Genomic DNA, 26,165 nt, shown 5'->3' with positions numbered 1-26,165 from the left:
GGCCGGTCACCGACCGGCCTTTTCGTTTGTCGCGCGGGGCGATCAGGCGAAGTTCTTCTCGGCGAACTCCCAATTGACCAGCGAGGTCAGGAAGGTCTCGACGAACTTCGGGCGCAGGTTGCGGTAGTCGATGTAATAGGCATGCTCCCACACGTCGATGGTCAGCAAGGCCTTGTCGCCGGTGGTCAGCGGCGTGCCGGCAGCACCCATGTTGACGATGTCGACGCTGCCGTCGGCCTTCTTGACCAGCCAGGTCCAGCCTGAGCCGAAGTTGCCGACCGCGCTCTTGGCGAAGGCTTCCTTGAAGGCCGCATAGCTGCCCCACTTGGCGTTGATGGCCGTGGCCAGTGCACCCTTGGGCTCGCCGCCGCCGGCGGGTTTCATGCAGTTCCAGAAGAAGGTGTGGTTCCAGATCTGCGCCGCGTTGTTGTAGACGCCGCCGGACGACTTCTTGACGATGTCCTCGAGCGACAGGCTCTCGAACTCGGTGCCCTTCTGCAGGTTGTTCAGGTTCACGACATAAGCGTTGTGGTGCTTGCCGTGGTGAAACTCCAGCGTTTCCTTGCTCAGGTGGGGCGCCAGGGCGTCGATGGCATAGGGCAACGGCGGCAGGGTGTGTTCCATGCGAGTCCTCTCATGTTGGGTGGCGGATTGATGCTCATTGTAGGCAGCGTCGCAAGGCCCTGCCGGGAGGCTTGCCGATTCAGCCGCGGCGCTCCGGGGTGACCGCGGTGACGCGGAGGTCGGCCTGCCCGTCGGCCAGGGTGGCCTGCACCGGCGCGCCCAGCTCGAGCTGGCGCACCGACTGCACCACCACACCGCCCGGCCCGGTGAGCCACGCATAGCCCCGCGCCAGCACGTGCTGCGGGTCGAGCGCGTTCAGCCTTGCCTCCAGGCTGTCCACCTGCCGCGACCGGGCCTGCGCGTCGACGGCAACGGCGCGCACCTGGCGCCGGGCCAGTTGCTCGAGCTGCATGCCGCGGCGCTCGTGCAGTCGCCGGCCGGCACCGCTCAGGCGCTGCCCGAGCAGCGCGAGCTGCTGCCGCCGGGCCCGCACCGCTTCGAGCGGGCGCGCCAGGCGCAGCGACAGGCTGTCCAGCCTTTGTGCGTGCATGTCCAGCGCGCCGTGCAGGCGCTGGCTCGCACGACGCTGCAGCAACGCCAGTGATTCGAGGCAGGCCACCCGGGGTGGCGCCGACAGCTCGGCGGCCGCCGTGGGAGTCGGGGCGCGCAGGTCGGCCGCCAGGTCGGCCAGCGTCACGTCGGTCTCATGGCCCACGCCGCACACCACCGGCATCGAGCAGGCCGCCACGGCGCGCACCACGCGCTCGTCGTTGAAGGCCCACAGATCCTCGAGCGAGCCGCCGCCGCGGCACAGCAGCAGCGTGTCGACCTCGGCGCGCCGCGACGCCGTGGCCAGCGCCAGCGCCAGCGCAGCCGGCGCCTCGGCGCCCTGCACCAGGCTCGGGTAGACGAACACCTCGACCTGCGGGCTGCGTCGTGCCAGCGCAGTCAGCACGTCATGCAGGGCCGCGGCACCGAGCGAGGTGACCACGCCGATGCGGCGAGGAAACGCCGCGATGGGCCGCTTGCGCTGCGCGTCGAACAGGCCCTGGGCCTCGAGCTTCGACTTCAGGCGCAGGAACTGCTCGTACAGCGCGCCGGCACCGGCGCGCTTCATGCCCTCGACGACGAACTGCAACTCTCCGCGCGGCTCGTACACCGCCAGCCGGCCGCGAATCTCCACGAGTTGCCCGTCGGCCGGCGCGAAATCCAGCAGGCTGGCTGCACGGCGGAACATCGCGCAGCGCAGCAAGGCCGCCGCGCCATCCGCGTCCTTCAGGCTGAAGTAGCAATGCCCGCTGGCCGCGCGCATGAACGCCGACAACTCGCCGCGCACCACGCAGACCGGAAAGCGAGCCGCCAGCGCGTCGGCCACCGCCTGCACGAGGCCGGCAACGCTCCAGACCAGCCGGCTTCCCGCCTCGGCGACCGGCTCAACCACGCGCAAACCCAGCACTGGCGCGGCCCAAGAACTCCACAACGTGCAGGCACAAGGCCTGGCGCGGCACTATGCCCGTCATCGCCTTGTCATTTTCGTGCAAGTGATTGATTTTCAAGGATTTTATGATGCTTAAGTTTTCAGCAATCTAGCTGGATGCGAGATTTCGCGCGGCTTTGCAGCCGGCTGGCACGGGTTGCCCACAAAGTTATCCACATCAGCGGTGGATTGCTCTCGCGTGGTGCACGTCCGAGGCGCGCCGGCTCGCATCGGCACACATGGACGCACTGCGTGCCGCAAGGCTTGGTCCATAATCGCGCGTCCCGAAAAACACGGTTCTTGCCTTCGAAAGGGCTCGCTTGTTTTCGATCATACAAGCCGCTGGCTGGCCGATCTGGCCCCTCATCATCTGTTCCATCGTCGCCCTGGCCGTGGTGGTCGAGCGCCTTTCCAGTCTGCGTGCGGCGCGCGTGATTCCGCCGCGCCTGCTCGACGAAGTGCTGTCCGTGACCCGCGCCAACCTGCCTTCCCCGGACGTGGTGAACAAGCTGGCCGACAACTCCATCCTCGGTCGCGTGCTGGCTGGCGGCGTGCGCGCCGTGATCGCCGACCCGCGCATCACGGAGGATGCCCTGCGCGGCACGCTCGAGTCCGCCGGGCGCGCCGCCGTGCACCGCATGGAGCGCTATCTGAACACGCTGGGCACGATCGCCTCGGCCGCACCCTACCTCGGGCTGCTGGGCACCGTGATCGGCATGATCGAGATCTTCGGCTCGCAGTCGCCCACCACCGGCAGCAACCCTGCGATGCTGGCGCACGGCATCTCGGTGGCGCTGTACAACACCGCATTCGGGCTGATCGTGGCGATTCCGGCGCTGATGTTCTACCGCTACTTCCGCGGCCTGGTCGACCAGTACACGCTCGACATGGAACAGGCGGCGAACCGCCTGGTGCCTCACCTGTTGCGCTTCTCCATGGCCCGCGCGAGCAGCTGAGGCCGCCATGTCGCTGAACTTCCGCAAGGGGCGAATCGAAGAACCGGAGATCAACCTGATCCCGTTCATCGACGTGCTGCTGGTCGTGCTCATCTTCCTGATGCTCTCGACCACGTACTCGAAGTTCACCGAGCTGCAGGTCACCTTGCCGATCGCCGATGCCGAGAAGCTGCGCGAGCGGCCGCGCGAGATCATCGTCGTCGTCAGCGCCGACGGGCGCTACGTCGTCAACCGCAAGCCGGTCGAGGGGCGCAGCGTCGAGCGACTTGCCGCCGAGCTCTCCGCGGTGGCCGCCGGCTCCAACGACCTGATCGTGATCGTCTCGGCCGACGCGACCGCGGCCCACCAGAGCGTGGTCAACGTGATGGACGCGGCCCGCCGCGCCGGCTTGCCGCGCCTGACCTTCGCGACGCAGACTTCAGGCGGCGAAGCGCGCTGAGGCGCGGCTGCGGCCTTGGCCACTTCTTCATCGGGTTTCGCCACGCGCCTGCAGCAGGCGTGGCAGTCGCGCGGGCTGCTCGCGACCTCCCTGCTTCCGCTGGCCCTGATGTTCGGCGCGGTCACGGCCGCACGACGCTGGCTCTACCGCCGCGGCATCCTGAAGGAGCAGCGCATCGACGTGCCAGTGCTGGTGGTCGGCAACCTCGTGGCCGGTGGCGCCGGCAAGACCCCCACGGTGCTCGCGCTGATCGCCTTGCTGCGCCGCGAAGGCTGGCGGCCTAGCATCGTCTCGCGCGGGCATGGCCGCAGCACCGACCACGTGCTCGAGGTCGTGCCCGACACATCGGCCGCATCGGCAGGCGACGAGCCCCTGCTGCTGCGCCTGCGTGGCGGCGTGCCGGTGTTCGTCGGGCGCGACCGAGTGGCTGCGGCGCGCGCCCTGCGACAACGCCATCCTGAAGTGGACATCGTGGTCTGCGACGATGGCCTGCAGCACCTGCGACTGGCGCGCGACGCGCAGGTGCTGGTGTTCGACGAGCGCGGTGCCGGCAACGGCTGGCTGCTACCGGCCGGCCCCCTGCGCGAACCGATGCCTGCGCAGGTGCCCGTACGCACCGCCGTGCTCTACAACGCAACGCGACCGAGCACCCCGCTGCCGGGCCACCTGGCGCTGCGCAGGCTGGCCGGCGTCGTGTCGCTCGCGGACTGGTGGCAAGACCGCCAGGCGGCACCCGAGATGATTTCAAGCCTGCGCGGCCGCCCCGTGCTCGCGGCCGCCGGCATCGCCAGGCCCCAGCGCTTTTTCTCCATGTTGCGCGAGGCCGGGCTCGACATCGTGGAGCACGCACTGCCCGATCACCACGACTACGTACAGCTCGACTGGCCGCCCGGCACCACCGATGTCGTGATGACCGAAAAGGACGCGGTGAAGATCACCCCGCAGCGCGCCGCCGGCGTGCGCCTGTGGGTCGCGGCGTTAGACTTCGGTTTCGATGCGGACTTCGAACGTGCCGTGCTGGCGCTGCTGCCGACACGATCTGCTCCTCCACCCCTGACCCGTCGTTGATCGCCATGGAAACCCGCTTGCTCGATCTGCTGGTCTGCCCCCTGTGCAAGGGCCCGCTCGAACATCGCCGACCGCCGACCGACGAGCGCCACGAACTCGTCTGCCACGCCGACCATCTGGCTTTCCCGGTGCGCGACGGCATCCCCGTGATGCTGGAGTCCGAAGCACGCGCGTTGAACGACACCCCGACCACCCCGTGAGCTTCACCGTGCTCGTGCCGGCGCGGCTCGCGTCGACGCGTTTGCCGAACAAGCCGCTGGCCGACATCGCTGGCCTGCCGATGATCGTGCGGGTCGCGCAGCGCGCGGCGTTGTCGTCGGCGGCTGCGGTGGTGGTCGCCGCGGACCATGCCGACATCGTGGCGGCCTGCACAGCGCACGGCGTGCGCGCCGTGCTCACGCGCACCGACCACGCGACCGGCAGCGATCGCCTGGCCGAAGCCTGTGCCCTGCTCTCGCTCGACGGCGACGACATGGTCGTCAACGTGCAGGGCGACGAGCCGCTGATCGACCCGGGCCTCGTCGATGCCTGCGCGGCCCTGCTGTCGCAGCGCGCGGACTGCGTGATGAGCACGGCGGCCCACGCCATCGTCTCGCCGGCCGAGTTCGACAACCCGAACGTGGTGAAGGTGGTGCTCGATGCCGCCGGCCGCGCGCTCTACTTCTCGCGTGCGCCGATCCCCTGGTGGCGCGATGGCCGCGCGTCCGGTTCGACCGCTCTGCCCGCGCCCTGCCCGCTGCGCCACGTCGGCCTGTACGCCTACCGCGCGGGTTTCCTGAGGCGCTTCCCGCAGCTGGAGCCGGCACCGCTGGAGCGCATCGAATCGCTCGAGCAACTGCGTGTGCTGTGGCATGGCGAACGCATCGCCGTGCATGTCAGCGCGCACGCGCCGGGGCCCGGGGTGGACACGCCGGAAGACCTCGCCCGCGTACGCGCGCTGTTCAGCGCCTGACCCGCTTCAAGCGGCCTCATCGCCTGCGGGGAAGCGTCAGTTTCACGCAGGGACGCGCATGGTATTCTCGTTGCGACCCGGCGCGACGAGGGCCCCACGTCGTCGTTGCCACGCACCATAAAGACAAACGAGGCAGACCCATGAGACTCATCCTGTTGGGCGCACCCGGCGCCGGCAAGGGCACCCAGGCGGCGTTCATCTGCAAGCAGTTCGGCATCCCGCAGATTTCCACCGGCGACATGCTGCGTGCGGCCGTGAAAGCGGGCACCGAGATGGGCCTGGCCGCCAAGCGTGTGATGGACTCGGGTGCGCTCGTCAGCGACGACATCATCATCGGTCTCGTGAAGGAACGCATCGCCCAGCCCGACTGCGCCAAGGGTTTCCTGTTCGACGGCTTCCCGCGCACCATCCCGCAGGCCGACGCGATGAAGAACGCCGGCGTCAAGCTCGACCTCGTTCTCGAGATCGACGTGCCCGACAGCGCCATCATCGAGCGCATGAGCGGCCGGCGCGTGCATGTGGCCTCGGGACGCACCTACCACGTCAAGTTCAACCCGCCCAAGGTGGCCGGCAAGGACGACGCGACGGGTGAAGATCTGATCCAGCGCGACGACGACAAGGAAGAGACCGTGCGCAAGCGCCTCGAGGTCTACCAGAGCCAGACACGGCCGCTGGTCGACTACTACTCCCGATGGGCCGCCACCGGCGACGCCGGCGCGCCACGCTATCGCAAGATCGACGGCACCGGCAGCGTCGACGAGATCACCGCGCGCGCACTCGCCGCCCTGTCCTGAAAGAGCGCGACATGGACATCGCAGGCAAGGTCTTCATCGTTACCGGCGGCGCCTCGGGCCTGGGCGAAGGCACGGCGCGCATGCTCGCCGCGCACGGCGGCAAGATCGTCATCGCCGACCTGCAGGCCGATCGTGGCGAAGCCATCGCGAAAGAACTCGGGGGCGTGTTCGTCAAGTGCGACGTCAGCCAGGAGGCCGACGGGCAGGCGGCCGTCGATGCCGCGCTCAAGCTCGGCAAGCTGGTCGGCCTGGTCAACTGCGCCGGCATCGCCCCGGCCGCCAAGACGGTGGGCAAGGATGGCGCGCACGCGCTGTCGCTGTTCGCCAAGGTGATCACCGTCAACCTGGTCGGCAGCTTCAACATGATCCGCCTGGCCGCCACGGCGATGGCGAAGAACGAACCGGAGCCCACCGGCGAGCGCGGCGTGTTGATCTCCACCGCCAGCGTCGCGGCCTATGACGGCCAGATCGGCCAGGCGGCGTATTCGGCCTCGAAGGGCGGCGTGGTCGGCATGACGCTGCCGATCGCGCGCGACCTGGCTCGCAACGGCATCCGCAACATGACCATCGCGCCGGGCATCTTCGGCACGCCGATGCTGTTCTCGATGCCTCAGGAGGTGCAGGACGCGCTCGCCGCCGGCGTGCCCTTCCCGAGCCGCCTGGGCACGCCCGCGGACTACGCGAAGCTCGTGCACCAGATCATCGTCAACGACATGCTCAACGGCGAAGTGATCCGCCTGGACGGCGCGATCCGGCTGGCGCCGAAGTGACGCAAGGGTGGCGGGCCTTGCCCCCGCCACCGTGTTCGCTCATCGACGTGTCGGCTCAGCCTTTGCGTCGAGCGTAGAGGCTCCACAGCCGGGCCAGATCGGCCGTGCCGTCGGTGCCCCCGACGCTGCGCAGCGTCGCCTGGGCCCTCGCGTCGGCGGCCAGGACCTGCGCGACGCCGAGGTGCAGCTTGGCATCCTCGGGCCGTTTCAGTCCGCCCTTGGTGATGCCCTGCTGCATCATCTGCAGGCCGCGGGCGCTGTCGCCGCCCAGCGCGGTCGAGAAGCCCAGGCTGACGAGCGCATTGCCGTCCTTCGCATTATTGGCCTCGCTCTCCGCCGCCGCGCGGGCCGCCTTCGCCTCGTCGATCCGCTTCATGACCAGGTCACGCAGACGCTTGTGGCGATCGGCCTCGGCGCCGGTGCCGAGCACGCCGGTGGCGAAGCCTTTGTCGACCACCTGCTTGGCCTCGAGTTCGTGGCCGGCCTGCAATGCGAGCTGGCTCATCTCCATGAAGTCGCTGGCGGAGCTCATGCTGCCGGTGGCCAGGCTGAGCCGGTAGGTGTCGAGCACCAGCCGGTCACTGAAGCCGGGCTTGCGCTGCATGCGGCTGAGCAGGTCGACCCAGTACTCCTTCTTCGGGTAGTAGGTGACCAGGCGCTCTAGCGCGAAGACCGTCGCGCCCGGATCCTTCAACTGCGACGCCGCGTTCAGCAGCAGGTTCAGCCGATCCTGCGCCGGCGGTGTGCCGGCCTTCTCGGCCGCCTGGATCTCGCCGGTGAGCTCGCGTGCCGCGCCGGCGTAGTCGCCACTGAGGTACTGGCTCTGGATCAGCAAGGTGCGCATCGAGCCGCTCGTGCCGCCCTCCTTGAAGTAGCGCTGGCCCCACTGCATCGCCTTGGCATAGTCCTTGGCGCGGTAGTAGCCGCCCGAGATCGACTCGGCCATGCGCGCCTTGTCGGCCGGCGCCACCTTGCCGGTGGCCGCCAACGCCTCGAAGGACCTGGCCGCGGTGTCGTTATCTCCGGCGCCCGAAGCCGCGGCAATGCGCATGCGCTCGACAAGATAACTCTCGTTGGCGTTCTTGCCGCCCACCGCATCGGCATCGCGCACCTTGGCCAGCGCGTCCTTGTACTTGCCGGCCTTGATGAGATCCTGCGCCGCCTGCAGAGGCTTGCCCACGTCGGGCCGCACGGACTCCTGCGCCTGCGCGGAACCGAAGGCGATCAGACACGCCGCGGCGAGCGCGGTGAATCGAATGTGCTTCATGGCCTACTTGACGAACTGTTCGTTGCCGACCATGCCGAGCTTGGTCACGCCCAGCCGCTGCGCGGAGGCCAGCACCGTGGCGACCGACTTGTACTCGACCAGCTTGTTCGGCCGGATGTGCACTTCGGCCTGGTCAGGCTCGGCCGCCACGCGCTGCAGGCGATCCTCGAGCGCCGCACGGTCGGTCAGCGCTTCGCCGTTCCACAGGATGGTGCCGTCGAAGTCGATGTCGATCGTCACGACGACCGGCTCCTTCTGCTGTGCCGGCGGCGCGCCCTGCGGCATGTTCAGGTTGACGCTGTGCAACTGGATCGGGATGGTGATGATCAGCATGATCAGCAGCACCAGCATCACGTCGATGAGCGGCGTGGTGTTGATGTCGACCATCACGTCGTTGTCACCCGACCCGGAGCCTAGGTTCATTGCCATCTGGTCACCCCTTCGGCGGCGGTTCGGTCACGAAGCTGATCTTGGCGATCGCCGCGCGCTGGCAGGCGAAGACGACTCGCCCGATCGATTCATAGCGCGACTTCTCGTCGCCGCGGATGTGCACTTCGGGCTGCGGATCCTGCACGGCGACCTTCTTCAGGCGCTGGAACAGCGCCTCGCTGTCGGCCACCGGCTGGTTGTTCCAGAAGACGTCGCCATCGCGGTTCACCGAGATCTCGATGTTCTCCGGCTTGGTCTGCCGGGCGATGTTGATTTCCTTGGGCAGGCTCATCGCGATCGACTGCGTGACGACCGGGATGGTGATCAGGAAGATGATCAGCAGCACCAGCATCACGTCGACGAGCGGCGTGGTGTTGATCGTGCTGGTGATCTCGTCCTCGTCGCCGCCCGAACCTATGTTCATGGCCATGAGGTTCTCTCCTGTGCGACGATCAGCGGACCGACTTCGCGCCCATCAGCACGCCGTGCACGTCGGCCGCGAAGCTGCGCACCGCGTCCATCGTCACCTTGTTGCGGCGCACCAGCCAGTTGTAGCCGAGCACCGCCGGCACCGCCACGGCCAGGCCGATGGCCGTCATCAGCAGCGACTCGCCCACCGGGCCGGCCACCTTGTCGATGCTCGCCTGGCCGGCGATGCCGATCGCGGTCAGCGCGTTCAGGATGCCCCACACCGTGCCGAACAGGCCGATGAAGGGCGCCGTGGAACCCACCGTGCCGAGGAAGGCCAGGCCGTCCTGCAGGCGCGATTGCACTTCGTCGACGGCGCGCTGCACGCTCATCGTCACCCAGGTGTTGCGGTCGATGTTCTCGGTGAGCGCGCCCTCGTGGTGCTCGCCCGCGTCGATGCCGGTCTCGGCGATGAAGCGGAACGCGCTGCCCTCCTTCAGCTTGCTGGCGCCTTCCTGGATGCTGGCCGCCTTGAAGAACCCGGCGCGCGCCGCCTTGGCTTCGCCGCTGACCTTGATGCTCTCGTAGAGCTTGGTCACCAGGATGTACCAGCTGCCCATGCTCATGATGACGAGGATGATCAGCGTGCCCTTGGCGACGAAGTCACCCTGGGCCCACAGGGCCTTCAAACCGTAGGGGTTGTCGACGGTTTCCTTGGTGACGGTCGGTACCAGCGCGGGCGCCGGTGCCGCCACCGGTGCGGGCGCCGCCGCGGCCGGCGTGGCCTCGGGCGCGGAGGCCTGCGCGAAGCCGAGTTGCGGCAGCAGGCCGACGATCAGCGTGAAGACGAGGGCGAAGATGGACTTGTTGAATGACATGTTGATTCTCTTTCTGGGATGCAGAAAAGGATGCGTGTGAGCGTAGGCCGGGATGGGGCCGGACTCAATCGAATCGGTAGACGAAGGGAATGCGGACACCGGCGACATCGTGGCCTTGTCCGACGCACTTGACCTCCTCGACCGCCTTGGCTGAATAGCGGCCGAAGATCGGATGCGACTGCTGCACGACCTTCACGTTCTTGATCTCGCCACCGGGACCGACGGTGAACTCGATGAGGGCCTCGCCGCGGGTGAGCCCGGCACGATTGGCCTCGCGCGGGAAGCCGGCTTCCTTCACCTTCTCCTGGTAGCCAGGGCAGACCACGCCAGCCGATGCGACCACGGGGGCGGCAGGCGGCGGAGGCGCGGGGGGGGCGGCGACCACTGGCGGCGGCGCAGGCGCGATCACCACCGGCGCCGGGGGCGGCGTGGGCGTGACGGCCGTGATGGTCGGCTGGGCTGGCGGAGGTGTCGCGATCTGCACCTCGGGCGGCGGGATGAACGGCGGCGGCGGCGCTTCCAGTTTCGGAGGCGGCGGCACCACGATCTCGGCAGGGGGCGGCGGCTTCTTGATCTCTTCGATGACCTTGGTCTCGATCGGTGCTCGAACGACGTCGACCACCTTCTTGGCCAGGCCGGTCACCAGTGCGTACACGATGAAGCCGTGGAACAGGATGACAGCAGCGATGCCCGCGAGGTGTTTCCTCGGGTCCCGCTGTTGCTGGGCAAAGTTCATTTCCTGGGGTCTCCAGTACGCAAGCGCGCAAGGTTAACAAAAATGCCCGCCGGCTCGTGACCAGCGGGCATGAATGAGCAACTAAGCGTTGGGCTTGGGCGCCTTACCAGAACTTGTAGCCTGCCGCCACGTAGACGAACCGACCGCGCGGATCGTACTGCGTGATGTCGTAGCCACCCTGGAACTGGTTGCTGACCGGCGTGAAGACTCCCGGAGGATTCTTGTCGAACAGGTTCCGAGCACCGATCGCCAGACGCAGGTTCTTGATGCCCGTGTAGGTGATGTTGGCGTCGTAGGTCGAGAAGCTCGGGATGAAGTTGCGGTCGTTGTCGATCGCGTTGCGCCCGGCTTCGTAACCGCTGGCGAAGTTCTGCGTTGCGGTGAAGGCCCACGCGCCGGTCGAATAGGTACCGGTCAGCGCATGCTTCCAGCGCAGCACCACACCGCCGTTGTCCGCACCCGAGACCGGGTTGCCGGCCGGGTCGACGATGGTGCCCACGCGGTGCGAGATCGCGCCGCTTGGGGTGGTTTCGTCGAACTTCAGCATGTAGGTGCCGAACAGGCGCGCCGAGAACTTGCCGTCGGCGACGTTCTCGCTGTAGCGCAGGTCGACATCGAGGCCGCGCACCGTGGAACCACCGGTGTTGGACAGCTTCTGGTCGATCAGGTCCACGTCGCCGTTCGGGGCGAGCGTCACCAGGCCGGCGTAGGCCGGGTCACCCGCGCGGAAGCGCGAGACGATCAGCTGGGCCGACGGCGTCTGGATGTAGTCCTTCACGCGAACGTTGAACAGGTCGACGGCGGCAGAGAAGTTCGGCGTCGGCTGGAAGACGATCCCGATGGTTTCCTGCTGCGACTTCTCCGGCTTCAGGTCAGACTTGCCGCCGTTCTTCGCATTGACCTGCAGATCGGTTTGTCCGGTGCCCGGATCGTCGAACTGCTCCGAGGTCCCGATGGTCTCCGGCGTGTAGAGGTCGATGAGCGAAGGCGCCCGGAAGCTCGTGCCAACCGAACCGCGGACCAGGAAGGTCTGGTTCGGCCTCCACGACAGCGCGGCCTTGTAGTTCATCGAGTCACCGATGACCGAGTACTTGTCGCCACGAACGGCCAGCGAACCTTCAAGGGTCTTCGAGATCGGCAGGAGCAGTTCGCCGAAGATCGACGCCACCTTGCGCTTCACGTCAACCGGTGCCGTGGCACCGCCCAGGCCGGCGATGTCGCCGGTGCCCAGCGCCGCGCTCGGCGTGGTCTTGAGCTTCTCTTCCCGATAGGCCGCGCCGACGGCGTACTGCACTGTGCCGCCACCGAGCTTGCCGAGTTCGCCGGAGATCTTGCCGTCGATTCCGTCGGCCGTGGACTTGGCTTCGAGCGTGCCGCCGGTGTACTTGGCACCTGCAGCCGCCAGAGCGGCATTGAACGCCGCAGACTGCGTCAGCGACCACGGGTTCCAGTCGCTGTTCGGGTCGTTGATGACGCGCGCGTAGGCGACCTGAGAGAAGTAGCCGTCAGGCACAGTGCCGGAGGTCTTCGACTCGTTGTGAGCGGCCGCGACTTCGTAGTCCAGGCCGAACAGCGTGCCACGCGAACCGACGACCAGGCGCGTCTGCTCGTTCTCGTCTTCGCTCGTGCGCAGACCAAAGTCGAACACGCGCGCCGTCACCCCCAGCGGTTGCCCGACGATGGACCCGCAGCCGTTGGCATTCAGGTAGTCGGCCGCGATCTGATAGTTGGGGTTGCTCGGCCGGATCAGGAGAATCGGATCCACGCCTTGCTTGCCAAACTCGGCGTCACTCGTCAGGAACTGGCGACGGACCGGGCTCGGCTGGAAGCGCTGGGTCACCTTGCTCTTCGAGAACAGCACGTCGCCAAACAGCTCGACCGCGTCACTGACCTTGACGACGCCGTTGGCCGTCAGGTTGATCAGGTCACGCTTGGGCAGCAGGCCGACGAAGGTATTGCTGTCGAAAGTGCAATACGGCGCCCCCTTGTTGGAAGGCGTCGGATTCAGGAACATGTTGATCGACTCGCAGTTGTCTGCAGCTGCGAGTGGGTTGCCATAACCCGTGCCGGGGCTGTTGCCGAAACCGGGCTGGCGTGAACCCGTCTCGACGAAGTTGCCCGAACCAGGGGGAACCTCCGTCGGAATGCCAGTGCCCGGCGTATAGGCGCCCTCGATGTTGCCTTGGCCGGTGGCGCCGGACACGATGTACGGGAACTGATTGCCGGTAGCGGCGAACTTGCGGTCCTTCGCGAACAGCGGGAAGTCCTTCTCCAGCGAGGCCGAGAAGGTGACGCTGTAGCGGTCCTTCTGCAGATTGCCGAGGCCGCCCACGACGGACACGCCATGGTTCTGGCCGCCGCCGTCACGCGTGGGCGTGCCGGTGGAGACATTCAGTTCGAGGCCTTGATAGTCCTTCTTCAGGATGAAGTTCACCACGCCAGCGATGGCGTCGGAACCGTAAACGCCCGAGGCGCCGTCCTTCACCACCTCGACGCGCTCGATGGCGGCCAGCGGGATGACGTTGACGTTCACCGCGGCAACGCTCGGGTTGGCGAAGATCGCCAGTCGGCGGCCGTTGACGAGCACCAGGGTGCGCTCTTCACCCAGGCCGTGCAGGGAGATCGTGGCCAGGCCGTAGGTCGACGCGCCGGCGCCGGTGGCGTTGGCCGTGCCGCCCGCGCTCGATGCGGCGGTGATGCTTTGCAGCAGTTGCTCCGTGCTGGTCACGCCGCTGCGCTCGATGTCTTCGCGGGTGACGGTCTGAACAGGCAGAGAGCCCTCGACGTCGATGCGCTTGATCGACGAGCCCGTGATCTCGACGCGGTCGAGCGTCTGCTGGCCGAAGGCCGGGGCAGCGCCGAGCGCCAGTGTGCCGCCGAATGCGACGAGCACGGCGGAACACACTTTGGTTCTTCTGAACATGTGATCTCCTGTGAAAGCGGTGAAAGGTTGATCGATAGACCCAGCTCCGAGCAAGACACATGCCGCCTCTGTAAGGTGGCTGTGGCCCGTCTGCGAAGACATGTAAAAGAATTGTCACCATAGCCGCCCTCCAGACCGTCTAGGGGTTTCCTTGAACCTGCTGGTAACGGTGCTGCGCGGCGCGGGGCGCCGGCATCGAACGATCGTTCGCAAAGCCGCTGGCAGCGCGGGTTTGCCGGGGACGCCGCGATGGCACGGCGTCCGCGCTGACGGCCAAGGCGTCCTGCAGGGCTAGGTGCATCTCCCTAGGATCCTCACGCCGCGTCGTTGGCTATGTGCAACATGCACTCGCGCGTCGCGGCGCTTGCGCGCATGACCGCCATGCCAGACTTGCCTGCCCACTCGAATGCCCCGCATGACGATGATCGATCTGACCCGCCGGTGGCTCACCCTTGCGCTGGCTGCCGGCGCGGCGCCCGGCAGCGGCGCATCCGGCGGCCACACCGTCGACATCTGGATCGAGCTCACCGAAGAACCTCCCGCTGCCGGCATGGCGGCTTCCGCAGCAGCACGGCAGCGCGATCGAGTCGCTTCGCAACAGGAGCGTGTCGGCGAAGCCCTGTCCGGGCTGGGCGGCATCGAACTCGCCCGGATTCGCGCAAACGGCAACGCGATCGCGGTGCGAATCGATCGCACGCGCCTCGATGCGGTGCGCGCCATCGAAGGCGTGAAGAGCGTGCGCCCTGCCCGCTCGCTGCACCCACCCCAAACAGGGGGGAGCACGTGAAGCTAGGACACAACCCCGTTGACGCACGACATCTGGCGTGATCCAGTGGGCAGTCGGGGTCGATCGTGACTTTTGTCAGGTAATCCGCCTGCGAGTCGATCGTCATTCCGACCGGCACTCATCGGGTGCTGCCCTCGAAAAAAATCTTACGGAGGTCCACGTGAACAGACTCTTATCACCCTTGGCGGTGGGCGCAGCAGCTTGGCTGCTCGTTGCCTGCGGCGGCGGGGATTCGTCGGGCGCAGCGCCCGGTGACGGTAGCCAGGCGGGTGCACAACAGGCAGCGTCCAGCTATCGGACTGCGGCGCCCGAGGGCGCGGCCGCCAGCCGGATCGACGCGCGACTGCGCGGCGCTCAAGGCCAGGTCAGGGTGTGGGTGTCTCTCGAGCAGAACTCGGTGGCCGCGCAGCGCGCTGCCCTGGCGGAAGCCGACGTCTCGCTCGCGTCCGATCGCATGGCGATCAAGTCCGCCTCGGCGCTGCGCGCTGGCGTGAACGCTCATAAGCTGCGCATCAGCGAAACGCAGGGCACCTTGTCCGGCCAGCTGAGCGCGCTCGGCGGCAAGGAACTGGCTCGTGTGCAAACCGCGCACAACGCGATCGCGGTGAGCATCGATGCGTCGCAGCTCACGCAGGTGGCCTCACTGGCCGGCGTCGCCAAGGTGCGGCCGGTCATGAACTACGAACTGGATCTCTCGGCCACGGTGCCCTATGTGGGCGCCACCGCCGCGCAATCGCGCGGCGTCGACGGCACCGGTGTCGTCGTCGCGGTGCTCGATTCGGGCATCGACTACACGCACCGCAACCTCGGTGGTGCGGGCACGGACGCGGCGTACGAACTGGCCTACGGCACGGCCACTTCCGACCCGAAGAACACGACGCGCGACGGCCTGTTCCCGACGGCCAAGGTGATCGACGGATACGACTTCGTCGGTGAATCCTGGCCGAACTCGCCGGAGGTCGGCGATCCCGACCCGATCGACCTCGAAGGCCACGGCACGCACGTGGGCGACATCATCGCCGGCCAAAGTCTCGACGGCACCCACAAGGGTGTCGCGCCCGGCGCCAAGCTGATGGCCGTCAAGGTCTGCAGCGCCGTCGCCACGTCGTGCAGCGGCATCGCACTGCTGCAGGGAATGGACTTCGCGCTCGACCCGAACGGTGACGGCGACACCAGCGATGCTGTCGATGTCATCAACATGTCGCTCGGCTCGTCATACGGCCAGACCGAAGACGACCTGACGCAGGCCGCCAGCAACGCGGTGCGGCTTGGCGTGGTGGTGGTCACCTCCGCCGGCAACAGCGCCAACAAGCCCTACGTCGTCGGCTCGCCGTCAATCGCCCCCGGGGTGATCAGCGTCGCGCAGACCGAGGTGCCGGGTGCTGTGGCGATCCCGCTGGTGGTCAACTCGCCGGCCGTGATTGCCGGCACGTATGCCAACACGCAGACCATGGACTGGGCGCCAGTGAATGCCGCCGTCTCCGGCGACGTGGTTTTCTACGGGCGTGGATGTCCTGGCGATCCGGTCGTGACCAGCCCGCAAGGCAAGGTCGCACTGATCGACCGCGGCAGCTGCTCGGTCAGCCTGAAGATCGACCGCGCGGCCAAGGACGGTGCGACGGCGGTGCTGATCGGCCTCGTCGCGGGTGGCGATGCCGTGTCGTTCTCGTACGGTGGTGGTGACACCTTCGTGCCTTCGCTGGTCATCCAACAGTCGCTCTCCCAGCGCATCAAGGCCAACCTCGCCGCACCGGTGAACGTCACGATCTCGCCTGCCGCCGGGATCCCGCTGATCGGCAGCATGGCGGCCACGTCGTCGCGCGGTCCGTCGATGAGCACCCAGGCCATCAAGCCGGAAATCGGCGCGCCTGGCGCCTCGCTGTCGGCAGAAGCCGGCACGGGCACCGGCGAAACGGTGTTCGGCGGCACCTCCGGTGCCGCGCCGATGGTGTCGGGCGGTGCGGCCCTGCTGCTGCAGGCCTTCCCGAACCGGAAGCCCGAGCAGATCAAGGCGATGCTGATGAACAGCGCCGAGACGACGATCTACACCAACCCCGCACTGCTTCCGGGAGAACTCGCACCGATCACGCGCATCGGCGCGGGTGAGATGCGCGTCGATCGGGCATTGACGCTCACCACGCTGGCCTACAACCGCGAGTCGAAGTCGGCCTCGCTGTCGTTCGGCACGGTGGATGTGCCGGAAACGCTGGTGGTCACGAAGAAACTGCGCATCGAGAACCTCTCGAAGGCCAGCCGGGCCTACCGCGTCTCGTCGGCCTTCCGCTACGCAAACGACGAGGCCAGCGGCGCAGTGCGCGTGCTCGCGCCTTCGTTCGCCTATGTCGGAGCCCAGGGCAGCACGGAAATCGACGTGAAGCTGGTGATCGATCCGTCCAAGCTGCCGACATGGGGGCTCAATGGCGGTTCGCTGGGTGGTACCGGCGCGGCGCTCAATGGGCCCGAGTACGACGGCTACCTGACGCTGCAAGTCGACGCCGAGCGCGTGACCGTGCCCTGGCACGTGCTGCCCCGCAAGGCGGCCGCCACGAAGTCCACCTTGACCGACCGCAGCAGTTCGGGCGGGACGCTCTACCTGGACAACAAGGGTGTCGAAGTTTCGGATTACGACGTGTTCTCGCTGACCGGCCAGAGCGCGAGGATTCCGAACAGCGAGATCCCCGGCCCGGGTTCGAACCAGGCGGTGATCGACCTGCGCTCCGTCGGTGTGCGTTATCTGTCCGACGCACTCAGCGGCGTGACAGGCGGTGTGCTCGAGTTCGCGATCAACACCAACGGGCGCAGGGCGCACCCGGCCTATCCGGCGGGCTTCGAGGTGGACATCGACACCAACGGCGACGGCGTGGTCGACTACTTCGTCTTCAACGGCGAGAACGGCGGCTTCGCGGTCACCGGGCAGACGCTGGTGTTCGTGCAGAAGGTGGGGGCGGCGGCCGGTTCGGCGTTCTTCTTCGCCGATGCCGATCTGAACTCCGGGAACATGATCATGACCGTCCCGATGGCAGCCATCGGCGTGGTTCCCGGACAGACGATCAACTTCAGTGTCTACGCTGCCGACAACTACTTCTCCGGGATCACGAGCGATGCCATCGAAGGCATGCTCTTCACCCCGGGCAGCACGCGCTTCAGCGTGGTCGGCGATCCGTTCAACTCGGTGGCGCCCAGAAGCGCGGCCTGGGTTGGCGTGACCTCCACTGCGCAGCCGGACACCACCAGCAGCGAGCGTGGTCTGCTCCTGATGTACCGCCGCAATGCGGGTCTGGAGGCAGACGCGATCCGCCTGCGCTGATCGACGTTTCGTCAATGACAAGGGGCCGCGAAAGCGGCCCCTTTTTTGTTGCTTCGGCGACGAGCGCCGAACGGCTCAACCCGCCATCGGCAAGGCGATGCGCGGCACGGCCGCCAGCAGCGTGCGGGTGTAGGCCGTCTGCGGCGAGCCGAGCACCTGCTCGACGCTGCCCTGCTCCTCGATGCGGCCCCTCTGCATCACCGCGATGCGATCGGCGATGTACTCGACCACGCCGATGTTGTGCGTGATGAAGAGATACGACACGCCGGTTTCGCGCTGCAGGTCGCGCAGCAGGTTCAGGATCTGCGCCTGCACCGACACGTCCAGCGCCGAGGTCGGTTCGTCGCAGACGATCAGCCGCGGTTCGACCGCCAGCGCACGAGCGATGGCGATGCGCTGGCGCTGGCCACCGGAGAACTCGTGGGGGTAGCGCTGCAAGGCATCGCGCCGCAGCCCGACCTGGTCGACCAGGGTGTGCAGCCGCTCGCGGCGTGCCGCCGCGGCCATGTCTGGGCGCAACGCGATCAGGCCCTCTTCGAGGATGTCGAAGACGCGCATGCGCGGGTCCAGTGAGGCGAACGGATCCTGAAACACGATCTGGACAGCGCGCCGTGCCTCGCGCAGCGCCTCGCCCTGCAGCGTGAAGAGATCCTGCCCCTGGAACAAGGCCTGCCCGCCGATCACGGCCTGGTGGCGCAGCAACTGCACGATCGCCTTGCCGGTGGTCGTCTTGCCGCAGCCGGATTCACCGACCAGCGCCAGCGTGCGCCCCGCAGGAATCGCGAAGGACACGCCGTCCACCGCAACGAAGGCGCCTGCCGTGCGCTGCAGCAAGCCCTTGCGAATGGGAAAGCGCACCGACAGATCCTGCACTTCGAGCAACGCAGTCTCGTTGCCTTCGATGCGGCGCACGTCGGCCCGCGCCGCCGCGTCGGCAGGCACGGGCGACGCCGCGGCGTCTGCGCCTTCGCGGTAGAGCAGGCAGCGCACGCCGGTGGCTCCGGCCTGCTCCATCGCCGGCAGCGTGTGGTGACACGCGTCGAACGCTCGGTCGCAGCGCGGTGCGAATCGGCAGCCGGTGAACTCCTGCCACAGAGGCGGCACCGTGCCGCCGATGGCGGCGAGCGCCCCGCCGCGCTTGCTGGTGTCGGGCAAGGCGCGCAGCAGCAGGCGTGCGTAGGGGTGGCGCGGCGCGGAGAAGAAGTCGGCCGCGCTGGCCACCTCGACGATCTGCCCGGCGTACATGAGCGCCACCTGCTGCGCCATGCCCGACACCACCGCGAGGTCGTGCGTGATGAGCAGCATGCCCATGCCCTGCTCCTTCTGGAGCTGCTTGAGCAGGTCGAGGATCTGCGCCTGGATGGTCACGTCCAACGCCGTGGTCGGCTCGTCGGCGATCAGGAAGTCGGGTTCGCAGGCCAGCGTCATCGCGATCATCACGCGCTGCTTCTGGCCACCGGATAGGCGGAACGGGTACTCGTCGATGCGTCGCTCGGGCTCGGGGATGCCGACCTTGCCCATCCACTCGATCGCCTTGGCGCGCGCCGCCTCGCCCCGCAGCTCGGTGTGGCTCTCGATCGCCTCGACGATCTGGTCGCCCACGCGCATCACCGGGTTCAGGCTGGTCGCCGGCTCCTGGAAGATCATGCCGATTCGCCCGCCGCGCACCGCGCGCATGCTGGACTCTGGCAGGCCGAGCACGTCGTGGCCTTCGAGCAGGATGCGCCCGTCGGTGATGCCGCCGTTCTCGGGCAGCAGTCGCATCAGCGCCAGCGCCGTCATGCTCTTGCCGCAGCCGGACTCGCCCACCAGCGCGAAGGTTTCGCCGCGGCGGATGGCCAGGCTCAGGCCGTCGATGGCGCGCACCAGCCCCGCATCGGCGTCCAGCGCCACCTTGAGATCGTCGATCTTCAGCATGTGCGGGCGCCTCAGGCGATGCTGCGCTTGAAGCGCGGGCGGAAGCTGCGGGCGCGCGGGTCGAACGCGTCGCGCACGCCGTCGGCAAACAGGTTGGCAGCCAGCACCAGGGTGACCATGAAGCCGAACGCAGCGGCGAAGCTCCACCAGACCACCGGGTCGCGGCTCATCTCGCTGCGCGCCAGGTTGATCATGCCGCCGAAGCTGTTCATCGACGGGTCGACGCCCACGCCGACGTAGGTGAGCACGGCTTCGTAGAGGATCAGGTCGGAGAAGCTCAGCACCGTGGTGATGAGCACCAGGTGCATCACGTTGGGCGCTATGTGGCGCGACATGATGCGCGCGTGGCTCACGCCGAACGCGGTGGCGGCCTGCACGAACTCGAGCTCGCGCAGCTTGAGCGTCTCGCCGCGCACCAGCCGGCACAGCGTGGCCCAGCCGGTGAGGCCGAGGATCACGCACAGCAGGAAGATCTTCAGGTCCGAGCGCTCCAGGCCGGTCTCGAACAGGTCCGGGTTCTTGTCCAGGAACACCTGCACCATGAGCACGCAGGCGGCGATCAGCAGCACGTTGGGCACCGAGCTGAGCGTGGTGTAGACATACTGGATGACTTCGTCGACCCAGCCGCGGAAGTAGCCCGCCAGCACGCCCAGCACCACGGCGAAGGGCAGCGTGGCCACCGTGGCCAGCGTGCCGATCACGAAGGCGGTGCGCACGCTCTTGAGTGCCTGGTAGAGCACGTCGTTGCCGGTGCGGTCGGTGCCGAACACGTGGTAGTGGCCCATCAGGCCGACCACCGCGCCGCCGATCAGGCATACCACGGTCACGGTCAGCAGGGCCGCGCGCAGCGGCAGGTCGGATCGGTCGGCCGCGATGTCGCGCAATGCCGCGCCGAGGCCGCCATGCGTGCGGCTCATCAGCGCGCCGGTGGCCAGCGCGATCAGCGCGGCGACCAGCAGACCGCCGGCTGCGCCGCCGGATGCGCGCAGCGTCACGTCGGCCACCCACTGCGTCGCCGGGTCGGTGAGGTGCGCGCCGGCATGCTTGAGGCGCGGGAAGTCGCGCGTGAGCTGGCCGTCCACCTCCAGCGGCTCCTTGGTCAGTCCGAGGTAGGCCAGCGGCTCCGAGTAGCCGGTCTCGCGCATCGCCACCTGGCGCGAAAGCATCAGGTCGAGCAGGCTTTCGGTCGAGGTGGCGTAGAAGGTCTGCGTGCCCGCCGGCGCGCCGGCCGAGGGCGCGAGCGCGCGGCGGAAGTGCACGCTGTCGGCCACCGTGACCAGGGCGAACATCGCCAGCACGATCGCCGAGGAGAAGGCCGCCGGGTCACGCAGCACCTTCCACCAGTTAGCACGCAGGTTGTCGTTGACGCGGATGCGCCAGCCGTACCAGGCGAGCGCGAGCAGCATCGCGTACAGCACGACGTCGGTCCAGAGCAGGACGATCTTCGGCATGGTCTTCTCGGTCTCGTCAGGACAGCCGCACGCGCGGATCGGCCCAGGTGTAGGTCAGGTCGATGATCACGTAGCTGGCGATGTACAGCAGCGCGCCGAGGAAGACCATCGAGCGCACGATGGCGAAGTCCTGCCCGGTGATCGCCTCGATCACGAAGGCGCCCAGGCCCGGAATGCCGAAGAAGCTCTCGAACACCAGACTGCCGAGGAACACGTAGGGCAGGTACGAGCCGGCACTGGTGATGATCGGGATCAGCGCGTTCTTCAGCACGTGGCGGAACAGCACCACGGCCTCCGACAGGCCCTTGGCACGCGCGGTGCGCACGTAGTCCTTGCCAATTTCCTCGAGGAACATCGCGCGGTAAAGCCGCGCCTCGCCGCCCAGGCGCGCCAGCAGCGACAGCAGGATCGGCAGGATGAGGAACTTCACCGCATCGAGCCCCGGCGCATAACCGTTGATCGGCACCAGGCGCAGCACGCGCGAGAACATGTACTGGCCGACGATGATGTAGAACAGGCTCGAGATCGACAGCATCAGCACGCACAACACCACGCCCCAGAAGTCGATGCGCGAGTTGCGGAAGAACACGAGCAGCAGCGCGAACGCCGTGCTCGCGAACACCTGCAGGATGAACAAGGGCAAGGCGAGCTGCAGGCTCACCCCCATGCGCGTCTTGATCTCGTAGCCGATGTCGATGGCGTTGCGCGCGTCGGAGCGGCCGAACTGCAGCGCGAACAGCGAGACGGACCGTTCCCAGACGATGGTCTTCGTCAGCTTCGCGGCGCCCTCTTCCTTCTTGTTCCAGTACAGCGGCTTGTCGTAGCCGCGCTCGGCCTTCCACTTCTCGATCTGGTCCTGCGTGACGCGCTTGCCGCCGATGTTCAGGCGCGCCATGTCGTCGGGCGTGTTCACGGTGAAGAACAGCACGAAGGTGAACAGGTTGACGCCGATGAGGATCAGCACCCCGTAGCCGATGCGGCGGATCAGGTAGTTCAGCATGGTCAGGGGCTCGTCGTGGCGGCTGTCACGGTGCCGGCATTCTTCGGCTTTGCCGTGGCGAGCTGCCGCACGCGGTAGCCGCGCCAGGCCAGGAACACCAGCAGCGACAGCGCCAGCGCGATCAGCGCCAGCGGCCAGCGCACGGGGTGGTTCCACTCGGCCTGCTTGGCCACGCGCATCGCCGGGTCGATGCGGTAGTACTTGGCCAGGTCGCGCACCAGGATGCTGGGCTTGCCGTTGTGCGCCCAGGGCTGGAAGGCCAGCGCCACGTAGGGCCAGTAGCCCCAGGCCCAGGGCGAGTCCTCGCGCACGATGGCCACCATCTGATCGATGGTCTTCTGCTTCTCGGGGCCGTCTTCCAGCGTCTGCATGATGCGGTAGAGGCGGTCGTATTCCGGGTTGCTGTAGTTCGCGGCGTTCTCGCCCTGGGTCGGGAACTTCGCGTTCGGGCCGTAGAGCAGAAACAGGAAGTTCTCCGCATCGGGGTAGTCGGCCAGCCAGCCCCACCAGAAGATCTGCTGCTTGCCCTTGAGCATCTTGTCCTGGAACTGGTTGTAGTCGGTGGCGCGGATCTCGAGCTGCACCCCGAGCTTGGCGAACTGCTTGACCATCCAGTCGAGCTCGGCCTTGATCTCCGGCGTGGGTGTGCGCTGGTAGTCGTAGTTCAGCACCAGCGGCTTGCCGGTCTTCGATTCGCGGCCGTTCGGGTAACCGGCCTCGGCGAGCAGGCGCTTGGCGTCGTCGATCGAGCGGCGCACTGGCTGCCCGTTGACGAGTTTGTGCGTGACGGCGTTGAAGCCCTCGGGCGTGCCCTCGCGCGAGCCGAATACGCCCGGCGGCACCGGGCCGTGCGCGGCCAAGCCGCCCTTGGCGCGGAAGATGCGCCCGTAGCCTTCTTCCCAGTCGATCGCGATCGACAGGGCCTGGCGCAGCTTGCGGTTCTTCAACTGCTGCTCGGGCGTGTCGCCCTTTCCGACCACCGGGTCCAGCCAGTTGAAACCGAGGTACCAGTTGTTGATGTCGGTGACCTGCGGGAAGGCGAAGCCCTTGGCCTCGTAGTCGGCCTTGACGCGGTCGGAGTCTTCCATGTCGACGCGGAAGTCGACGCCCCATTCGGGCCGCTCGATCTCGGGGATGTCGAGGTAGCCCTGCTTGAACATCTCCTTGCGCGGCACTTTCTCCTTGATGATCGTGGAGACGAAGGTGTCGGCAAACGGCATCATCTTGCCGCAGTCCGCCAGCAGGCCCGCCGCCTTGTCGGCGGGTTCGCCCTCGCAGGGATAGGGTTCGCCGCGGTAGTTCGGGTTGCGCTTCATGACGTGCCGGCGGTCCTGCACGTACTCGGTCATCATGTACGGCCCCGTGCCCACCGGCCACTTCACCAGCGACAGGCCGTTGGCGTTCATGCCCGGCTGCGAGTAGAACGCATCGGCCTCCCAGGGCACCGGCGAGGCGAAGGTCATCGCCAGCCAGTATTTCCACTGCGGGTACTTGCCCTTGATGCGGAATCGCACCGTGTGGCTGTCCGGCGCCGTCACGCCGGCCAGCGGCCAGCGGCGGAAGTCGAGGAAGGGCTTGTCGACACTGGACTCGGGCAGGCCCTTGAGCAGCTTGGCGTCTTCGGCCTTGATGAGCTCGGCGTACTCCTTCAGCCCGATCACGTACTCGGAGAAGATCGCGAAGATCGGGGCCTCGATGCGCGTGGTGGCGTGCCGCTTGAAGGCGTAGACGTAGTCCTCGGCGACCAGTTCGCGCGTGCCCTGCTTGGCGAAGTCCCACGGTGAGCGCTTGTCGCCGACCTCGCCCGGCTTCATCGCGTGGAACAGGTACTCGCCCTTGTCGTTCTTCGCGAACGCCGGGTGCGGTGCGTAGAGGATGCCCTTCTTGAGCTTGATGTCGTAGACGCTCTCGGCGATCTGCTCGGGCGGCGCGTCGTCGGGCAGCGGCTGGCCGGCCTTGTCGAGGTAGTGCGGCCGGACGACCTCTTCGGCCGTCTTCGGGATCAGCACGTAGGGCCGCTTGAGGTAGTGGTACGCGTACATCGGCTCGTAGGCCGAGTAGGTGTAAGGCGTCTCGGGGTTGCTGTACGACGCCGTCGGGTCGAGGTAGCGCGGCGAGCGCTCGTCGAAGGAGTTGAAGATGGTGTTGGTGGCTGCGGCGCCATCGGGGTAGGGGCTGTTGTTGCAGGCGGCCAGCACCAGCGTCAACACCACCGCGAACCGCGCGCCCCACCGCTTCATCGGACCGTGCATGCGGTCGTCCCCTTCGTCGTTCGGGAGCGCGGCGCAGGCTTGTCGCGGCGGCTCCGAAAAAGAATCTGCCCCCGACGAACACCGGCTTGTGGCCGGGTCGCCGAAAGGCAGTCGCGGATCATAAGCTCACTCTCAGCGGCCCCCCTCAGGGTTTCACCGCCTGCGCCCCCCGGAACGCGGGGAGGCCGATGCTTTAGAGGCCCGACTCCAGAGCATCTCACCAACCGATGAGCACGTCGCGTGCCTGCACCACCAGTTGCACGCGCGCACCGACAGGCAGCGTCACCTTGGTCGGCACGTGCCCGAACGGCAGGCCCGTCAGGATGGGCGTGCGTGTCACGCTGCGCAGCTGCGCCACCATCGTCTTCAGCGAGTAGCCGCGGTCCAGCGGCGACTTTCGAAAGTCGGTGAAGGCGCCGAGCACCACCGCCTTCTGCGCATCGAGCACGCCCGCCTGCTGCAATTGCAGCAGGCTGCGCTCGATGCGGTAGGGATGCTCGTTGACGTCTTCGAGGAACAGCACGCCGCCCTTGATGCGCGGCCAGTGCGGCGTGCCCAGCAGCGAGCTGACCATGCACAGGTTGCCGCCCCAGAGAAGGCCCTTGACATCGAGTCCGTCGAAACCCGCCTCGGTGCGAAAACCCACTGCCTCGAGTTCACCGCTCATCGCCTCGACGAAGCAGTCGCGCGTCACCTCATCGACCGCAGGCAGCGCCTTCTCGCCATGCTCGCCCGCCTCGCGGCCAAAGTCGAAGCAGGCCATCGGCCCGGCCCAGGTGGTGCCGCGCGCATGGGCCAGCAGGCCGAGTTGCAGCACGGAGAAATCGCTGTGGCCGACCCAGCGCGTGCCGCGCTCGACGCTGGTGGCGATCGCCTTCCAGTCGATGCGGTCGAGCAGCCGCGTCAGGCCGTAGCCGCCGCGCGTGGCCATCGCGATCGACGGCGACTGCTTCGCGACGCGGTGCAGCGCGGCCAGGCGCGTGTCGTCGTCGCCGCCGAAGCGCTGGTGGCGCGCCAGCGCCGCTTCGTCGAGCATGACTTCGAAACCGAGCTTCGCCAGGCGCTGCTGCGCCAGGCGCAGGGGCTTTGCCGCGGCCACCACGCCCGAAGGCGTGAACAGGGTGAGTGTGCTCATCAGAGCGTGGCCGGCGGTTCGGGCAGATCGAGCTCGATCGCCTCACCGGCGGGAATGGTGTCGGGCGCATCGCCCGGGGCTTCGCTGCGCTCGCCGCGGCGCTGCCGGTACTGCTCGCGGCGCTCGGCGAAGAACTCGCGCAGCACCTGCCCGCATTCGTCGGCCAGCACGCCGGCCACGAGCTCGGTGTGGTGGTTGAGCTGCCGGTTGGCGAACAGGTCGACCACCGAGCCGGCTGCGCCGGTCTTCGGATCGAAGGCACCGAAGACGACCCGCTTGAAACGCGCATGCATCAGCGCCATCGCGCACATCGCGCAGGGCTCCAGCGTCACGTACAGCTCGCACTCGGGCAGGCGGTAGTTGGACAGCAGCGTCGCCGCATGGCGCAGCGCCACGATCTCGGCATGCGCCGTCGGGTCGTGCTCGGTGATCGGCCGGTTGTAGCCGGTGGCGACGACCTGCCTGCCCGTGGGTGTCTCGCGCACGATCACCGCGCCCACCGGCACCTCGCCCACCAGCCAGGCGTTGCGGGCCTGGTCGATGGCGATGCGCATGGCCTGCTCGTCCTTCGGGTCGATCACGCGGGGCTCTCCTTTGGCGCGCATTCTCGCCTCAAACAGGGTCGCGAATAAGGAGGACACTCCAGCCCGAAACG

General features: G+C 67.5%; 23 protein-coding genes. 9 read left to right on the top strand and 14 right to left on the bottom strand.

What is annotated here, in order from left to right:
- Window positions 1-42: 42 nt before the first annotated feature.
- Both HZ992_RS09325 and xseA read right to left on the bottom strand, forming a co-directional pair.
- A complete protein-coding gene (locus HZ992_RS09325) occupies window positions 43-624 on the bottom strand; it encodes a superoxide dismutase (protein WP_209386379.1) in 582 nt (193 codons plus the stop codon).
- A gap of 79 nt (window positions 625-703) precedes the next feature.
- A complete protein-coding gene (xseA, locus tag HZ992_RS09320; protein WP_245213410.1) occupies window positions 704-2,005 on the bottom strand; it encodes an exodeoxyribonuclease VII large subunit in 1,302 nt (433 codons plus the stop codon).
- Between the two features lie 356 nt (window positions 2,006-2,361).
- Here xseA and HZ992_RS09315 point away from each other — a divergent pair, with 356 nt between their 5' ends.
- The 7 genes from HZ992_RS09315 (at window position 2,362) to HZ992_RS09285 (ending at window position 7,020) form a co-directional block, all read left to right on the top strand.
- Window positions 2,362-2,997, top strand: a complete 636-nt coding sequence (locus HZ992_RS09315) for a MotA/TolQ/ExbB proton channel family protein (protein WP_209386377.1) — start codon at window positions 2,362-2,364, stop codon at window positions 2,995-2,997.
- A 13-nt stretch (window positions 2,998-3,010) separates the two neighbouring features.
- Window positions 3,011-3,436 carry an ExbD/TolR family protein gene (locus HZ992_RS09310; protein ID WP_209387105.1) on the top strand — a complete coding sequence of 142 codons (426 nt, stop codon included), beginning with the start codon at window positions 3,011-3,013 and terminating at the stop codon, window positions 3,434-3,436.
- Window positions 3,437-3,451: 15 nt separating this feature from the next.
- Window positions 3,452-4,504: a tetraacyldisaccharide 4'-kinase gene (gene lpxK / locus HZ992_RS09305; RefSeq protein ID WP_209386376.1), complete on the top strand. Its 1,053-nt coding sequence runs from the start codon at window positions 3,452-3,454 to the stop codon at window positions 4,502-4,504.
- A gap of 5 nt (window positions 4,505-4,509) precedes the next feature.
- On the top strand, window positions 4,510-4,704 hold the full coding sequence (locus tag HZ992_RS09300) for a Trm112 family protein (RefSeq protein ID WP_209387104.1): 195 nt from the start codon (window positions 4,510-4,512) through the stop codon (window positions 4,702-4,704).
- Window positions 4,701-5,456 (top strand): 3-deoxy-manno-octulosonate cytidylyltransferase, encoded by a 756-nt coding sequence (kdsB, locus tag HZ992_RS09295; RefSeq protein WP_209386375.1) that lies wholly within the window; start codon window positions 4,701-4,703, stop codon window positions 5,454-5,456. The genes HZ992_RS09300 and kdsB overlap by 4 nt, the downstream gene beginning before the upstream one ends.
- Window positions 5,457-5,596: 140 nt before the next feature.
- A complete protein-coding gene (adk, locus tag HZ992_RS09290; RefSeq protein ID WP_209386374.1) occupies window positions 5,597-6,250 on the top strand; it encodes an adenylate kinase in 654 nt (217 codons plus the stop codon).
- Between the two features lie 11 nt (window positions 6,251-6,261).
- Window positions 6,262-7,020 (top strand): 3-hydroxyacyl-CoA dehydrogenase, encoded by a 759-nt coding sequence (locus HZ992_RS09285; protein WP_209386373.1) that lies wholly within the window; start codon window positions 6,262-6,264, stop codon window positions 7,018-7,020.
- A 55-nt stretch (window positions 7,021-7,075) separates the two neighbouring features.
- On the opposite strand, the gene HZ992_RS09280 is transcribed toward HZ992_RS09285, so the two are convergent.
- The 6 genes from HZ992_RS09280 to HZ992_RS09255 form a co-directional block, all read right to left on the bottom strand.
- Window positions 7,076-8,287 carry a hypothetical protein gene (locus HZ992_RS09280; protein ID WP_209386372.1) on the bottom strand — a complete coding sequence of 404 codons (1,212 nt, stop codon included), beginning with the start codon at window positions 8,285-8,287 and terminating at the stop codon, window positions 7,076-7,078.
- A 3-nt stretch (window positions 8,288-8,290) separates the two neighbouring features.
- Complete coding sequence (locus tag HZ992_RS09275) at window positions 8,291-8,716, bottom strand: ExbD/TolR family protein (protein ID WP_209386371.1); 426 nt, start codon at window positions 8,714-8,716, stop codon at window positions 8,291-8,293.
- 4 nt (window positions 8,717-8,720) lie between these two features.
- Entirely contained in the window at window positions 8,721-9,146 is a 426-nt protein-coding gene (locus HZ992_RS09270; RefSeq protein WP_209386370.1) for an ExbD/TolR family protein, read from the bottom strand.
- 22 nt (window positions 9,147-9,168) lie between these two features.
- The gene (locus HZ992_RS09265; RefSeq protein ID WP_209386369.1) at window positions 9,169-10,002 is read right to left on the bottom strand and encodes a MotA/TolQ/ExbB proton channel family protein; all 834 of its coding nucleotides are present in this window, start codon (window positions 10,000-10,002) and stop codon (window positions 9,169-9,171) included.
- 64 nt (window positions 10,003-10,066) lie between these two features.
- Window positions 10,067-10,738: an energy transducer TonB gene (locus HZ992_RS09260; protein WP_209386368.1), complete on the bottom strand. Its 672-nt coding sequence runs from the start codon at window positions 10,736-10,738 to the stop codon at window positions 10,067-10,069.
- A 103-nt stretch (window positions 10,739-10,841) separates the two neighbouring features.
- The gene (locus HZ992_RS09255) at window positions 10,842-13,763 is read right to left on the bottom strand and encodes a TonB-dependent receptor domain-containing protein (RefSeq protein ID WP_245213409.1); all 2,922 of its coding nucleotides are present in this window, start codon (window positions 13,761-13,763) and stop codon (window positions 10,842-10,844) included.
- 313 nt (window positions 13,764-14,076) lie between these two features.
- On the opposite strand from HZ992_RS09255, the gene HZ992_RS09250 reads away from it, so the two are divergent.
- Both HZ992_RS09250 and HZ992_RS09245 read left to right on the top strand, forming a co-directional pair.
- Window positions 14,077-14,448 (top strand): hypothetical protein, encoded by a 372-nt coding sequence (locus tag HZ992_RS09250; RefSeq protein ID WP_209386367.1) that lies wholly within the window; start codon window positions 14,077-14,079, stop codon window positions 14,446-14,448.
- Window positions 14,449-14,485: 37 nt separating this feature from the next.
- Window positions 14,486-17,755 (top strand): S8 family peptidase, encoded by a 3,270-nt coding sequence (locus HZ992_RS09245; protein ID WP_209386366.1) that lies wholly within the window; start codon window positions 14,486-14,488, stop codon window positions 17,753-17,755.
- Window positions 17,756-17,830: 75 nt separating this feature from the next.
- Here HZ992_RS09245 and HZ992_RS09240 read toward each other — a convergent pair whose 3' ends face one another.
- The 6 genes from HZ992_RS09240 to tadA all read right to left on the bottom strand — a co-directional run bounded on the left by HZ992_RS09240 (window position 17,831) and on the right by tadA (window position 26,115).
- Window positions 17,831-19,672 (bottom strand): ABC transporter ATP-binding protein, encoded by a 1,842-nt coding sequence (locus HZ992_RS09240; protein WP_245213408.1) that lies wholly within the window; start codon window positions 19,670-19,672, stop codon window positions 17,831-17,833.
- An 11-nt stretch (window positions 19,673-19,683) separates the two neighbouring features.
- Window positions 19,684-21,123, bottom strand: a complete 1,440-nt coding sequence (locus HZ992_RS25705) for an ABC transporter permease (protein ID WP_245213407.1) — start codon at window positions 21,121-21,123, stop codon at window positions 19,684-19,686.
- Between the two features lie 16 nt (window positions 21,124-21,139).
- Window positions 21,140-22,123 (bottom strand): ABC transporter permease, encoded by a 984-nt coding sequence (locus HZ992_RS09235; protein ID WP_209386364.1) that lies wholly within the window; start codon window positions 22,121-22,123, stop codon window positions 21,140-21,142.
- A 2-nt stretch (window positions 22,124-22,125) separates the two neighbouring features.
- Window positions 22,126-24,375: an ABC transporter substrate-binding protein gene (locus HZ992_RS09230; RefSeq protein ID WP_209386363.1), complete on the bottom strand. Its 2,250-nt coding sequence runs from the start codon at window positions 24,373-24,375 to the stop codon at window positions 22,126-22,128.
- A gap of 217 nt (window positions 24,376-24,592) precedes the next feature.
- On the bottom strand, window positions 24,593-25,510 hold the full coding sequence (locus tag HZ992_RS09225; RefSeq protein ID WP_209386362.1) for an LD-carboxypeptidase: 918 nt from the start codon (window positions 25,508-25,510) through the stop codon (window positions 24,593-24,595).
- Complete coding sequence (gene tadA, locus HZ992_RS09220) at window positions 25,510-26,115, bottom strand: tRNA adenosine(34) deaminase TadA (protein WP_209386361.1); 606 nt, start codon at window positions 26,113-26,115, stop codon at window positions 25,510-25,512. Before tadA ends, HZ992_RS09225 begins: the two co-directional genes overlap by 1 nt.
- Window positions 26,116-26,165: the final 50 nt, after the last annotated feature.

The sequence above is a fragment of the Rhizobacter sp. AJA081-3 genome (assembly GCF_017795745.1).
GTDB lineage: Bacteria > Pseudomonadota > Gammaproteobacteria > Burkholderiales > Burkholderiaceae_C > Piscinibacter.
This window is presented reverse-complemented; position numbering and strand designations above follow the sequence as displayed.

Bases quoted from the DNA above. Each gene is read 5' to 3' on its own strand.
- HZ992_RS09270 (WP_209386370.1), bottom strand. From the start codon at position 9,146: ATGGCCATGAACATAGGTTCGGGCGGCGACGAGGACGAGATCACCAGC.
- tadA (WP_209386361.1), bottom strand. From the start codon at position 26,115: ATGCGCGCCAAAGGAGAGCCCCGCGTGATCGACCCGAAGGACGAGCAG.
- HZ992_RS09275 (WP_209386371.1), bottom strand. From the start codon at position 8,716: ATGGCAATGAACCTAGGCTCCGGGTCGGGTGACAACGACGTGATGGTC.
- HZ992_RS09325 (WP_209386379.1), bottom strand. From the start codon at position 624: ATGGAACACACCCTGCCGCCGTTGCCCTATGCCATCGACGCCCTGGCG.
- HZ992_RS09260 (WP_209386368.1), bottom strand. From the start codon at position 10,738: ATGAACTTTGCCCAGCAACAGCGGGACCCGAGGAAACACCTCGCGGGC.
- HZ992_RS09225 (WP_209386362.1), bottom strand. From the start codon at position 25,510: ATGAGCACACTCACCCTGTTCACGCCTTCGGGCGTGGTGGCCGCGGCA.
- HZ992_RS09240 (WP_245213408.1), bottom strand. From the start codon at position 19,672: ATGCTGAAGATCGACGATCTCAAGGTGGCGCTGGACGCCGATGCGGGG.
- HZ992_RS09250 (WP_209386367.1), top strand. From the start codon at position 14,077: ATGACGATGATCGATCTGACCCGCCGGTGGCTCACCCTTGCGCTGGCT.
- HZ992_RS09230 (WP_209386363.1), bottom strand. From the start codon at position 24,375: ATGCACGGTCCGATGAAGCGGTGGGGCGCGCGGTTCGCGGTGGTGTTG.
- HZ992_RS25705 (WP_245213407.1), bottom strand. From the start codon at position 21,123: ATGCCGAAGATCGTCCTGCTCTGGACCGACGTCGTGCTGTACGCGATG.
- HZ992_RS09255 (WP_245213409.1), bottom strand. From the start codon at position 13,763: ATGTCTTCGCAGACGGGCCACAGCCACCTTACAGAGGCGGCATGTGTC.
- HZ992_RS09235 (WP_209386364.1), bottom strand. From the start codon at position 22,123: ATGCTGAACTACCTGATCCGCCGCATCGGCTACGGGGTGCTGATCCTC.
- HZ992_RS09265 (WP_209386369.1), bottom strand. From the start codon at position 10,002: ATGTCATTCAACAAGTCCATCTTCGCCCTCGTCTTCACGCTGATCGTC.
- HZ992_RS09280 (WP_209386372.1), bottom strand. From the start codon at position 8,287: ATGAAGCACATTCGATTCACCGCGCTCGCCGCGGCGTGTCTGATCGCC.
- HZ992_RS09300 (WP_209387104.1), top strand. From the start codon at position 4,510: ATGGAAACCCGCTTGCTCGATCTGCTGGTCTGCCCCCTGTGCAAGGGC.
- adk (WP_209386374.1), top strand. From the start codon at position 5,597: ATGAGACTCATCCTGTTGGGCGCACCCGGCGCCGGCAAGGGCACCCAG.
- HZ992_RS09285 (WP_209386373.1), top strand. From the start codon at position 6,262: ATGGACATCGCAGGCAAGGTCTTCATCGTTACCGGCGGCGCCTCGGGC.